At 62.2% G+C, this 13,070-nt stretch carries 8 protein-coding genes; 3 read left to right on the top strand and 5 right to left on the bottom strand.

The genetic code is table 11. The features are described from left to right. Positions 1-11 precede the first annotated feature (11 nt). Both GH665_RS05945 and GH665_RS05940 read right to left on the bottom strand, forming a co-directional pair. Positions 12-599 carry a chorismate mutase gene (locus tag GH665_RS05945; RefSeq protein WP_246216150.1) on the bottom strand — a complete coding sequence of 196 codons (588 nt, stop codon included), beginning with the start codon at positions 597-599 and terminating at the stop codon, positions 12-14. 124 nt (positions 600-723) lie between these two features. Further along, positions 724-2,001: a serine hydrolase domain-containing protein gene (locus GH665_RS05940; RefSeq protein WP_153135063.1), complete on the bottom strand. Its 1,278-nt coding sequence runs from the start codon at positions 1,999-2,001 to the stop codon at positions 724-726. 327 nt (positions 2,002-2,328) lie between these two features. On the opposite strand from GH665_RS05940, the gene GH665_RS05935 reads away from it, so the two are divergent. From GH665_RS05935 to GH665_RS05925, 3 genes are all read left to right on the top strand, one after another. Beyond that, positions 2,329-4,404, top strand: a complete 2,076-nt coding sequence (locus tag GH665_RS05935) for a hypothetical protein (RefSeq protein WP_153135062.1) — start codon at positions 2,329-2,331, stop codon at positions 4,402-4,404. A 348-nt stretch (positions 4,405-4,752) separates the two neighbouring features. Further along, the gene (locus tag GH665_RS05930; RefSeq protein ID WP_167530915.1) at positions 4,753-5,730 is read left to right on the top strand and encodes a leucine-rich repeat domain-containing protein; all 978 of its coding nucleotides are present in this window, start codon (positions 4,753-4,755) and stop codon (positions 5,728-5,730) included. A 74-nt stretch (positions 5,731-5,804) separates the two neighbouring features. Continuing rightward, the gene (locus GH665_RS05925) at positions 5,805-6,920 is read left to right on the top strand and encodes a TolB family protein (RefSeq protein ID WP_153135060.1); all 1,116 of its coding nucleotides are present in this window, start codon (positions 5,805-5,807) and stop codon (positions 6,918-6,920) included. An 80-nt stretch (positions 6,921-7,000) separates the two neighbouring features. Here the strand turns inward: GH665_RS05925 and GH665_RS05920 are convergent, their stop codons facing one another. Genes GH665_RS05920 through tssK form a run of 3 tightly spaced genes read right to left on the bottom strand, consistent with a single transcriptional unit; the run spans position 7,001 to position 13,062 of the window. Further along, positions 7,001-10,984 (bottom strand): type VI secretion protein IcmF/TssM N-terminal domain-containing protein, encoded by a 3,984-nt coding sequence (locus GH665_RS05920; protein ID WP_153135059.1) that lies wholly within the window; start codon positions 10,982-10,984, stop codon positions 7,001-7,003. Beyond that, the gene (locus tag GH665_RS05915; protein WP_153135058.1) at positions 10,984-11,676 is read right to left on the bottom strand and encodes a DotU family type IV/VI secretion system protein; all 693 of its coding nucleotides are present in this window, start codon (positions 11,674-11,676) and stop codon (positions 10,984-10,986) included. Before GH665_RS05915 ends, GH665_RS05920 begins: the two co-directional genes overlap by 1 nt. A 3-nt stretch (positions 11,677-11,679) precedes the next feature. After that, positions 11,680-13,062: a type VI secretion system baseplate subunit TssK gene (tssK, locus tag GH665_RS05910; RefSeq protein WP_153135057.1), complete on the bottom strand. Its 1,383-nt coding sequence runs from the start codon at positions 13,060-13,062 to the stop codon at positions 11,680-11,682. Between the last annotated feature and the right edge of the window lie 8 nt (positions 13,063-13,070).

The following is a 13,070-nucleotide window of genomic DNA, read 5'->3' as shown; positions in this document are numbered from 1 at the left end:
CCAGGCTTTCATCAGGATTTAAGGCATACACGCGCAACCGCGCTGTCGAGTGCAACAAAGTGAAGGACGTCAATCGACATTTGCCGGACGACCTGGTCCACGGCCAGTGCAACCTGCGTCCGGCAATTTTCCGTGCTGCGCAAAGGCGCCACCGCCCGCAGATTCTGCATGATAGAAATCTGCATCTTATCGAGTGCCGGCCGAATCACGCCGGACAAACTCTGGCGCGGCGTCGCGGGAGCACTGCCCTGCCGTTTCCAGTCGTCGAGCAGGGCATACTGAACTTCTTTGCTGGCTTCGATCTGGTCTACGAAAATGTTTGTCGCGTCCTCAGCGCTCAGGCCGTAGCCGGGCGCGACCCTAACGACGTTTTCAATAACTTGCGCTTCCCGCTGAGGATCATAGACCGGCTGACCTGAGTCCCACTTGCTCAAAGCGACCTGGTCGGCCGTACCGAGGCGTTCCGCCATGTTGCCTATGAGAGGAACGAATGCATTTGCCGGTGTTTCAACACCGGCTGAGCAGCCCGTGACGAGCCATAAGGCCAATCCAGCCGCGATAGCACGCCAGGTCTGAATGGCGACGATGTCCGTCTTCACTTCTATCCTCTTCTAATCCTGGTGCTGATTCTGGCAGGCGATCGCGTGCGACATGGCGGCCAGAGGACGCCTCAATGTAATCAAGTCGCGTGCGGCCGTATTGTGTTTAGACTGGCCAGATCGGTCAGGTTTGCTTGAACGCCAAATCCGCCGAATAAAACATCGCCACCTGTTCGGCGATCGTGTCCGGAAGACCCCCGCCATATCCGGCATCGTTGCGCTGCATGTTGATGAGTACGATGACGGTATAGCCACTGTCGACAAACCGGTAGAACGCCGAATTGAATGCGTCAGCCGCGTCACCATCGTGATAGATGACGACGCCGCCCGCCATCGTCTCTCCAAGTTCCCAGCCAAAACCATAAGTCGCCGTTGTGCCATCGTTAAGCAAGGTAGGCGACCACATTTTCTGCTTGCTGGCTTCCGACAGAATTGTGGTATTGAGCAGTACCCGCTCCCAGATCGCCAGATCCGAAAGACGCGAACTGATGAGCCCTGCGCCGACAGGCCGGTTGTAGGCCGGCGTAACGACCCAGCTCCCGTTCGACCAGCCGTAGCCCACCGCGAACGTCGCGCTCTTGCCTTCCTGAAAGTCGATCCCGGTGCTGGGCATGTTGGCGGCCTGCGGACCGAATAACAGCGTTTGCAGGATGTTGTTGTAGGTTGGCGGTTCGCTCGGCGCAAAGGTATTTTTCGGATATGAAGCGGGATATTTTCCGGCGATCTGGCGCATCACCATGCCGAGGATTCCATACCCTACGTCACTGTACAGGTACGCTGCGCCCGGAACCTTTAGCGGTCCCTCTATCTGCGTGAATGACGCCATTGCCTGCTCAGGGCTGCCGGCGTTCTGCAAATCCACATTCGGCATAGGCGAGTAGCGAGGCAGTCCCGCGGTATGCGACAACAAGTGATGCAATTGGATCAATAGCCAGTTCGGATCGCCGGTCGGCAACGTGAAATATTGGCTCAGATAATCGTCAACGCTCGCCTGCCCGTTCTGCACCATCACCATCAGCGCCGCCGCCGTGAACTGCTTCGTGACCGATGCCAGCAGGTAGTCGGTCTGATCGTCCGCAAGCAGCGGCGGGTCGATCTGCCGATATCCATACGCTGCCTGCTTGACCACGTTGCCGTCTTTTAGCACGGCCAGTGAAATCGACGGCGAAACTGCGCCCCAGGTCTGCCGCAGCGACGCAATGTACTGGTCCGTTTGCTGCGACGCCAGAGAACCCGCGGTAGGCACGGATGCGGGTATCGGTGCAGACGCGGGTATCGGTGCGGACGCGCCCCCTGTTCCCGAAGCGGCGGACGCATTCGGTGTGGTCGATGTCCCCTTGTCGCCGCCGCATGCGGCCAACGAGGAAAGCGCGGTCAAGGCAAGAAAATTTCGGCGGTCCATTTTTTATTCCGTCGGTAAATACTGGTTGCTGGTTATCGGCGGCTAATTCATGGTCTTCGTAACAATGAGCGTGTTCCGGTTCGCTCAATCTGCAGAAAGAATTGAAAGAGAACCGGCTAACTCGAAGAGTCAAGGAGGCACTGTCAAAGTTAGCGACACTCGTGCGAGCGATGACTCGCGAACGCGAGCGCTGCATAGCGGGAATTCGCCGAGCTTTTCCAAGATGCCTCGACTGCCTTCCTGGCAGTATCACGACCTCCGTCGTGCCGTCTCTTTCCGGTCAGATTGACAGCACCGATGGAACCATTTCGACGATCTTGCCAACTCATGGGCCATCTCAATCAGAAGTCGGATCGTATGTTCAATCGCCCCGTCAATGGCAAGGACAAATCGTCGCCGCACGTGCAATCAAGACCCGGGAACCCCAGCAACCAGGGCGAACCGCGTGTCAGCGCCAGCGGCTCCGGCAGTCCCCCTCCTCTGCTGCCCACGGGCATCAATACCGGAGCCACCCAGGGAATCGCCAGCCGCAAGAAAACTATGGAGTTGAGAGACAAGCTTCATCAATGGACGAATGATCGGAGAGCTCCGTCCGGTGAAGCGCGCAAGGAAGCCGCGGAAGAGATCGTGGAATACGCTAAATCCTATGTCTTCGCCAACTCTACTGAAGATGCACCAGAGCTCGATTTGACCCGGTTCGGCGTGGAGTCACCGCTTCCCGCAGACGTTCTCGCCATGCTTGGTTCAACCCGAATCAAGTGGGGCCCCCAGCCGCCAAAGAGTCCGCCGCCGGTGCCTGAAACTGACCCGACATCGAATGGTACGAGCCCGACTGACCTCGCCGCGCAAACGAAGAGCGAAGACATATCAGGTCTGCCTGTGAAGTATCCCATCACACAGACACCCGTCAACGGTGACGTCAGCTCCCCTACGAAGCGCGAGGAATTCTTGCGCGCACTGGAAACATGGGTCGGTGATCCTACCGCGCCGACAAATGAATTGCGCACCGCCGCGGGGCTTAAGATCAGGCTTTTTGCCGATGCATATGTTTTTACCGGGAGCAAAGTTCGGCCTTCCCAACTTGATCTGACTCCGTATCTGATCAAGTCGCTGCCCCATGAGGTCGTCAGCACGCTGAACCCGACCAGTATCGAGCTAGGTTCAATGGGCTCGCCCAACTTCAATCAACCCGTAGAGATCGGCACGTTGATGGAACGCCTCGAGGTTCACCTGGACGCGTGGGTCCAAAGGGCCCGGCCGGGGCTGCTGGGGCACCGCGATGCATGCGTCCAGCGAATTCGCGATTATGTGGAATCGGGGGCCGAATTCCTTGACTTTTCGGGGCTGACGGAAGGGCTATCGTTATCGGCCGAAGCGACCAACCTGATCGTTGAACTACACGTTCGTATGGATTCCGAACTCAACAGGAAGGTCGATAAGTGGGTCAATGACAAGCACGGATCAGACCGAGAGTTTCGACGCGCTGCAGGGATGCAGATCAAGTTGGCAGCAGCCAGACGGGAGGACGTCATCGACCTGACACCTTTCTCTATATGGAGCGTGCCACCGGAAATAGCGAATAGACTCAGTCCAAGTTTCAGACTGGGGTTGATGAAACCGGTGACACCCTCACTGGCTGAGTCCGAGAAACTGGTTTCTCAGCTGGATCTGCGCCTGACGGCGTGGGCAGACAGCGCAACTTCGGCCGACGAACAATTCAGGCGGGAGACACAGGGCGACCAGTTTCGCCGGTCCTTGATGTCGCCGAGGACCGACAGAACGAAGCTGGGCACAGCGCCAGCAGCAAGCGCGCTTGACCCGTTCGAACTCGAAAATATTCAGCACGCTTGTGGCGAAGTGGCATTGAGCGCCGCGCTAGCGAAGTGGGCGAATGAGGCTCATGATCACGACGATGAGCTTCGATTTGCCGCCATCGAACCCATCATGGAGGCGTACGGAAAAGAAGGCTTTGCTGTCGACCTGACGCCCTATGGAGTGACCGCGATACCTGACAACGTTCGCGGCTGGTTGCGATCGTCAACTGTGGTCATCGGCTCCATCCAGACGGGTAACCAGATCGGCCAGCTCGCATCGCCCAACAAAATGCTCTCGCGCTTTCGTACCCATCTGGACGCGTGGGCTACCGATCCGCGTGCGTCCACGGACGAAAACCGGCGGGAGCTGGCAAACCGTGTCGACGCGTTCCTTAACTCGGCTGAAGCCACCGAATTGAAGCTCAATAGACTAGGCGTGATCGGACTTCCACCGCAGTTTGGAGTTATCTACGAAATACGGAGGGAATTTGGTGAGGCGAAACTACTCAAGCTTGATCTCTCCGACAACCATATGCCCGGCCTGCCGGCGTGCCTTCTGCAACTGAAGGACCTCGTAGTGATTCATTAACTAAGGAATCCGGGCGAATCCTTCCCGTCGGGTGTCACGGCGGCAAGTATCCAGGCCCAGCTCCCGAATCTCAAGGAACCGTACTTCTATCGGGTGCCAGGAAATTCGACCGTTGGCTAAAAGTATCTGCAAAATCAAGGCAGCATCCCCGCCCTTGATCTTGCAGCCTCCAGCGCGAGGACGGCGAGTGATTTCATGCCGACAGCCAGACCACTCGTCAATGCGTGAGCCCACCAGTGAACTCGCTCTGACCAGGCGATGCCTCCTCGGGCAGGACGTTGCGTCGAATCGGCTGGAACGCCCTGTCGAAAACGGTTACTCACATCGAAATTCCCGTGGGAGATCGATATGACAGACAACATTTCACCGCCCTCAACCCGCACCTTGCCGCCCAGGCTGGCGTCCACTGGCGCTAATCCTTCTTCCTCGACTCAAACGCAGCGTGTTGGCCAGAGCACATCATTTTTTTCCACCATCAAGGGTCTCTTGGGTCAGGTATCGATTGGCCAGCCGGGCAAGCCTCGCCTCGGAACCGCGCAACGCGAAGCTGGACCAGCCATGAAGAAATTCATGGTGAATATGGAGAACTGGGCCAAGGATTCGCCGAGCCGCCAGAAAGCCGCGCACATCATCGCGACATGGCTGGCTAACGGCGAAGAAACCCGTTTGTTGTTGAGCGAATGCAAGCTGGACTGCACTCCGCCGGGTTTCGAGGAAATTGACGAAATCAGGCAGCAGAATGGCGGGCGCCCGTTAAAGCATCTGAACCTGTCCGGCAACCCTTTCGTAAAACTATCCATTTCGTTCGACAAGTTTCTCCAGCTGGAAGAGCTCGACCTCAGCAGTTGCAAACTGCGGGACGTGCCGGACTCCATCGGCAGGTCGAACGATCTTCGCAAGCTGAGCCTTGGAAACAATGAACTGAGCAGCGTGCCAGACACGATTTTCAGCTTGCCAAAGCTCGAAACGCTGCGTATTCACCAGAATGACATCGAGGAAATTCCGGCCGCTATTTCAAACGCAGGTGCACTCAAACATCTGAGCGCCGCCTTCCTCCCGATCTCAAGTCTTCCGGCGTCCCTCACCAAGTTGAAGGGTCTGCTAACGCTCGACGTTTCTGTATGTGCCAATCTGCATGCGCTACCCGCGGATATCGGCACATTACCTCTCAAGCATCTGGCCATCCGGAACACACCATTAGAAGACCTGCCAGGCTCCGTCGACCATCTGAAAGACTGCAAGATCGATCTGCGCGGAAACCAAAGCCTTCAACAGCAAAGGGTCGAGGATCTTCGTCAAAGAGGTTTGGACATCCTCGTGAATTGAACGGAAGGCGCGACCGCTGAGTGCGGAGCGCTACGAGAAACATAGCGGTTCTCGCTACCACGAATGGAATCAATATGAAAAGACGCGACTTTCTGGCCGCCATGGGCCTTTCAACGTTGGCCGCCTGCGGTGGCGGCGTGGAATCCAGCGTGAATGGCGCCGATGCGACCAACACGTCGGGCGGTGCTGCCCCTGGAGGTAACAGCAACAGCGGCGGCAATGGCACAAAGACCCTTCCCGCCGTCCACTATCTAACTTCCGACGCCGGTTACACCGACTACCGGCCGGCCATCAGCGGCGATGGCAATGTCGTCATTTTCGAGCGCACAGCGGTGTCGGGTGGCACGACACAACTGTTCAAGCTCGAGAATCTCAGCACCCCTACTTCGCCAACACTGCTGCTCGACGCCAGCCAACCCGTGCCGGTTTCCCAGACCCGGCCGGCGTGGTGCTGGAAAACCAACGAAATTGCGTTCAACGGCGCGCCCACCGACACCAGCCGGCCCACGGCATGGATCGCCAGGGGTGATGGTTCCGGCGCGCGTCGCATCGATGGGACCGACGGCTTCTTTTATCCGCAATGGGATATCGACGGCAAGCAGCTGGTCAGCGAGAACAGCGGACCGGGTGCGAAGCCGTTGCCGTGCAACACCTGCTTCGACAGGACCGGCGTCCTGCAGGCGACGAACATTGACGGCACTACGGCAACCGGCGCCCTTTCCTTGTACGGCGGCATGCCGACGGTCGGGCCGAATGACCTTCCGCAGATCGCGTTTGCCGGCCAACCGATTGTCGAGGGATGGGTCAGCACCAATGCATCGAATGTTGCGTACAACCAGGACTACAACTACATTTTTCTCAATAGTTGTCAGAACGGGATCTATACGAGCGCGCCGATGGAAGCCGGCGCGTCGGTCACCCGCTTCGACCCCGCCTATCAGGGCCGCGCACCGGCGTGGTCTCCCGACGGGCAAAGCATCGTGTTCGAGTCCAATCGTAAAGGGGGTTACGCGATCTACCTGTACAGCATTCCGAAAGCCACCGTGACTCAGATCACCGATCCGGCGCTCGGCGCACAACATGCGAAATTTTCCCCTGATGGAACCAGGCTGGTCGTCACCCTGCTTCATCCAGCAGGCGGCCCCGCAACACGCGGTATCGCATGGATCGATATCACTACCCTTCTTTAGCCTTCAAGTCCGCGATACGGGCTGCCGCGTAACGCGCGGCCCTCGCGGTTCGTCTCAACTTCCCGCCCACAGAACAACCGCTACGCCCCGCTGTCTGCCACAACCAGCGGCGAGACTTTCAGTTGTTTGCCAATCTTGTCCGCTGCCTGTTGGGCCGCAGCGCGATCCGCGAAGCCGGTCGCCAGCACCAGGTAATCGACGGTGCCGCTCGCGCGCGTTACCGGACGATTCTCATAGCTGATATCCATCTCGCGCAGTGCCTGGTTGACATGAGCCGGCTGCGCGAAGAGTCCAACCCGGACGGCATACTGATGCGTCGTCTGCGCACGCGCCGCACCGCTGCCAACCACGCCCGCCGGGGCCACCAACGCCGGCGCGGCAGCGCTCGCCGGCGCCGTGGTGAGCGGCGACGTGTTCGCTGCGGCCTCGTTCCAGGGGTCCGCGATACGCATTGGCACCGACAGGTCGAATGCGGCCTGAGCAGGCATGCCGGGCAATGGTTGCGTCGCCTGCTCGTCCACAGCAGCCAGCATGGCCTGACGCGCCCGTAGCGCGTCGCTCTGCGAACTCAGCCGGTCTGCCTCTGCGAAGCTCGACAACAGAATCACTTCGCCCTGCTGCGTGAACGTGAGTGTCACCGTTTGCAGGTTCGACGCCGCCATCGCCTTGCGCGAGGCGGGAAAATCCTCGGCTCCGAAGGTGTGCCGGCCATCGCGAAACGTGCGCAAAAATTCGATGAATCCCATCGGTCCACTCCACTGGTGCGTGAGCGTCATGTCGGGAAATTCGATCGTCAGCACCGTCTCGCCGCAGGTCGCGTACGACCATGCGAACGTCGCGCTCGTGGGGAAGTTCAGATTCTCGAGCACTGTCTTGCCCGCAGTGCATTGCAGCGACAGCGACGTCTTCTGCGGCACGGCACGCGCACCCGCGTTTACGTCCGGCGGGCTCGCGCTGAGCGTGACCACCGAGGACACCGCGCGCAACGCGGCGATCTGCGCCTGCAGCTGCTGGAGTTGCCGGCCAATGTCCTCGCGTTCGCGCCCGCGCGCCGCGCGCGCTTCGTCGTCGGCTTTTTCCTGCGCCGCGTCGCGCTGCGCGGTGTCGGCGAGGTTGTTCTTCTCGCGTTGCGCACGGCTCACGAACGCATAGAACAATCCGTTGAGCGGCACCCGCTGCCCCCACAGCTCGCGTGGCGCGTAGCTGTCCGTGCGACGTTCGACAAACGCCTGCACTGGGCCGTCCATGAAGGCCGGCACCAGCCCCTTTTCCGCATACACGAGCTGCATGGTGTGGATGGGATCGGACACGCCCTGCAACGGCGCGAGCACCTGGGCGTCCCAGCTCTTCTGCAGCGTGCTGGCGACAACCCGGCTCACATACTGCATCGTGAAGTCGAGCGGGCCACGCACGAGATTCCAGACTGGCAGATCCGCCGGCGCGCGCGTCACGCCCGGTGCGCTCAACTGTTCGAAAGTGCCGGCCGCGGCGACCAGCGGTGTCGTCTTGAGATCGGCTATCGCGGAGAATGCATACGCGTTTGCAGCGAGCTTGAACGCGTGGCCGTCACCCTTCGCGATCTCGTTGCCGATGCCGTACAACTCGTCGCGAAACTGCCCCAGCCGCTGGGCGAGCGCGAAGTCGTCGCGCATGGCCGAGATCTGCTGGACCGGGCCGCCAGGCTGCTGCACCGCCGCGCGGCTCACGTCGTTCGACAGCCGGAGCGTATCGATCATTTTCGACGTGGTCGAACGGCTGCCGTCATAGACGGCCCGCTGCAGTCTGTCGAGCCGCCTGGCGGTATCGACCCAGGAGGGCACATCGAGTGTGACCGTATCGCCGTCGTGCGGCAGATCGGTGAACGTGCGGGCAATCTCGTGCAACAGTTGCTGATAGGGATTTTGCGCGCCGAGCATGCCAGCCATCGAACTGCGCCAGTCGTCTTCGCCGCGCAGCAGAGTCGGCGCCTGCACAAATGCCGTCATGAACGCGTACCAGGCATTGGTCAGCGCGCGACGATACTGCCCGTCGAGACCCATCGTGCCGTTCTTCCATATCGCGTCGTACTGCTTCGTGCGCTGAATTTCGCCGATGAAGCGGCGAATCGCGGCATGCCCGTCCGGCGTATAGGCCGCCGAAATGCGCGGCAGGTCGCTGCGGTCGCGAATCCCCCAGAACTGCGCGAGCGTCACCGGTGCAAGATCGCCCTGCAGATCGGCCCACGCGAGCAGCCAGCCGACCCGCCGCGACGGCAATGCGAGCGTATCGAGCAGGTTCACCATGTGCGCGCGTTCGTCGGCGAGGACGCCGCGCTTGCGCTGCCAGTGCAGATAAGTGTTGTAGAGCGCGCCGAAGCGGCTCGTCATCAGCGGGTCGAGCGCCGCGCCCGGCTGCGCATCCGCCTCGATCGCCACCATGTCGGCGCCAAGCTGCGGCAGGCCGTCGAGCGACCGACGCGCGAGCGCCGCGTCGAGCAGATTGATGCGCCTCACCAGATGTTGCGCGTAAGCGGCCACCAGCGTGTCGTTGTCGCCGCGCGCGACGGCCTGGATGCGGCTGTCGAGCATCGGGTCGCTGCCCGTGTTCAGCGCCTCGCGCCGGAAGTCCTCGCAATACGTTTGACCTAACGCAGCCTCGACACGCCGCACGTGGCGGTGAAACGGCAGCCAGTCGAGTACAGCGCCATCCGCGCGACGACCCACCGTCGCCAGCGTCTTCGCGTAGCGCGAAAGCGCGCCGAGCCGCACCGCGAACGGGCCAGCAAACGTGATGCGCTGCGGCGGATCGCCGGCAAGATGCTGCAGCGTCGCGCGATCGTACAGAAAGCCCCAGGTCATTGCGCCGCCGACCAGGATGCACGCGCCAAGCCAGCCTGCCACGGCCGCATGCCGCAAGAGCCGCTGCCAGTGGCCAAAGCGGCCGGTTGGTACGAATGCATCGCGGCGGCCCGGCAGCAGAACGTCGAACAGTTCGCGCGAAAACCAGCCGCGCGGCGCCCCGCTTTCGCCGTTGACCTCGGCGGTGAAAAAAACGCCGCTCAGCAGCGGCGTCTCGCCATACGGATTGAAATCGAAAGCCGGATGCAGATAGGCTTTGAGCGCCGTCGACAATGCCTGGATGCGCTCGGGCAGCAAGAATACGGCGGCGCTGTCCTCTCGCATGCGCTGCTCGACGCGGATGTCGGCGAGGCGCGTGACAATCCGCGCAAATGCCCCGTCGACAAATGCCTCGGTGCCTTCGCCGCCCGTCAGCGTCATGCCGAACGGCTGCTCGCGCAGCGCCTGCGGTAGCCCGCTCGTCCACCCGGCAAAACCTTCGATGCATTCGGCGTGCGTTAGCACGATATAGACGGGAATCCGCGCGCAGTAGAGGCTCGTCAGCGCGTCGATCCGGGCACGGGCGAGACGGCCCGTCTCGGCGAGCCACTGCGCCGTCGCGCTACGCAGTTCCGCAACCGAGAGCGCGAGCACGATGCCGTTGAGCGGTTCGCGCCGACGCGAGCGGCCAAGCCAATGCAGCAGGCGCGTCCATTCCGCATTGCCGCCGTTGCTGCTGTCGCGCTCGATCAAACGCCCGGCCGGATCGATCACCACGCTGCGATCGAAATACCACCAGTCCAGTACAGCGGTCCCGGCAACCGGCTCGTCCTGCCTCACGGGCCGCAACGTCGACGCCAGCCGCGTGCGGGTGAGCAGCGTGGACTTGCCCGCGCCGGTCGCGCCCAGCATCAGGAACCACGGCAGCGCGTACAACGCGCCGCCGGCGCGCCGCTGACGCAGCTGGCGCAATCGGTTGAAGCCGGCACGCCACGCACGATCGAGCGCACGCACGGCCTCGCGATCGCTGCTCGTGACCATACCGACGGCGAGCCGCCGACGAATTCGCCAGGCCACCCAGCGCCGTCGCGTGAACACCGCGGCGAACACGCCGAACACGATGAGGGCGAGTAACACGCCCACACCCCAGGTGGGCCAGTTGACCCACAACACCAGGTACCAGCAACCTATCGCTGCGACGACGAAGCTCAACAACGCGCCGGCCGCCCGAAGAATCTTGTGCAACATTAGGGGCCTGCCATCACGTTGGAGGAAAGAAGCGACAGCAGCACGTCGTAGAGCCCAATCATGCCCGCCAGGAAGACGACCGGAACCGCCACCAGCAGCACAGCGATCATCGTGGCGCTGCGCTGTAAACGGGGGCGCGTGGGCGGTGCGGCATCGGGCTGGGGGAAGAGCGGCGCATGAGCATTGAGCGGCGCCATTCTGAGTTCCTCCACCACCTGCTCCAGCAATGCATTCCGGTAACTCGCGAATTCGGCGGCCGGCCGCGTTGCGAAGCGTCCGCGAAAACCGAGCAGCAGCATCAGTGCGAATGTTTCGCGAACCTGCGCGGCATCGTCGGGCAACGCATCGAGTCGCTCATAGAATTCGGCGCCTGCGCGCACCGTGCCGAAGCAGGTTTGCTGAAGCGGCGCGGCGCGCCACGCCGCGGCGCCGTCCCACGCGCTGTTCATCGCGCGCTCGTCGAGCCACGCAACCACTGCGAACAGCGACTCATGCACGGCGAAAGCCGAATGGCCTTCGTCGCCCGCACGCTTCTGCGCGGCTTCCAGCCGGTCGAGCAGCTCGCGCGCAACCACGGTGGCCGCGGCCACCCCGCTTGCCGCCGACGGCTCGCCATGCGGCCGCGCGCGCTCGACGTCGAACGTGGCGGTCGCGTACTCGATCAAGGGCGTCCAGCAACTGGCCAGTCGCATCGTCTATCTCCGCACCATGACGAGTTCCGCGGCAAGCGTTTCCGACGCGCCACCGTAAAAGAGCGCAATCCCGCGCTCGCGAACCACGGCAGCCCAGCCATCGCTCACCGTTTCGATGCGAAAGCACGACGCGTCGTGCCTGCGCGGCATGCCGGCCGGCGGCACCGCGAGATGCAACAGTTCGAGGCCGGCGAGCGCATGCGACACCAGCCTGGGCAACTCCGACGGCGTCGCGAGCCGCGCCTGCTGCGCGAAGGCCGTGCCGGTCTCGGCGTCGTCGATACCGGAAACGATCAGGTAATAGCGATTCCGGCCGGTCACGAAACTCTCGGGCAAGTCGGCCGTCCACACGTCGTCGACGCGTTCGAGCGGAATCACCTGATCCGGGCCGAATGTGATCTCGTTGAGCATCGTGGTGATGAACGCGGCGATCGCCGCGATCTGCCCGCCAGCGTCCTCGTGACGGTACGGTTCGATTGCGGCCTTGCCGTCAGCGCCGCGGCCGAGCATGTCAAAGCGGCTGCTGAACAGGCTCAGTTCGCCGGCAAGCTGGCGTAGCACGCCGTAGACGTGCCACGGATGTGTCTGCGCCGTTTCGACCAGTTGCGAGAGCAGCGGCGCGTAGCGGCTGAAGAGCCCGAGCGCCATCATCACCCGCAGCTGCGCGCTGTCGATCCCGACCGTCATCATGTCGGTGGCCATCTTGTTGCCTTCGAGCTGGTGCGCGCGGCCGAGCAGTTCGTCGCGCACGTTGCGCACCGTCTGCGTCAGCACGGCACTCGCGCCGAGATTCACGACGGGCGGCACGAACGCCGGCGCGAGGCGGACGTTGCCCCCCACCATGTCGAGCGCCGCGACCGGCAGCAGGTCGTACTGCGCGAGTTCGTCCAGTTCCGTGTTCCAGAAGAGCCGCAGCACGTGGTACATCGGCCGCACCTGCGCAGACGCCGCCCCCGCCAGCTCGTCGGCCACGAGGTCCGGTTCGCTCAGCACGGCAAAGCGCGTCGAGGCGCGCGCCGCGTCGTCGCGCGTGGCGAACACGCCGCAATTGGCCTCCCCCGGCGCCATGCGTCGGATTCCCACATAAACCACCCGCGCCTGCTCGGCAAGTTCTCCCGCGCTGAAGCTGCGCGCCTCGACCAGCGCGTTTCCCGGGTACTGGACCCAGGTGCCGTCGCGAAAACGCGCGGTCAACGAGGCGAGCACGAACTGGCCGCCCGTGAGTGCCGACTCGGCGATCTGCACGCTTTCCATCCCCCACCCATGCGGCACGAAGCCGTCCAGTGCATGCGCCACGCGACGCGCGTTGAGCTGGTCGGTGTGCTGCAGGTGTTGAGGCTGCAGGAGCTGCCCTTGGTGCCAGTAAAGCGGCACGTCGTGATTCATGCGCGCTC

It is taken from the genome of Paraburkholderia agricolaris (assembly GCF_009455635.1).
Lineage (GTDB): Bacteria > Pseudomonadota > Gammaproteobacteria > Burkholderiales > Burkholderiaceae > Paraburkholderia > Paraburkholderia agricolaris.
The sequence above is the reverse complement of the archived record's forward strand: the minus strand, read 5'-3'. Positions and strand labels throughout refer to the sequence as shown.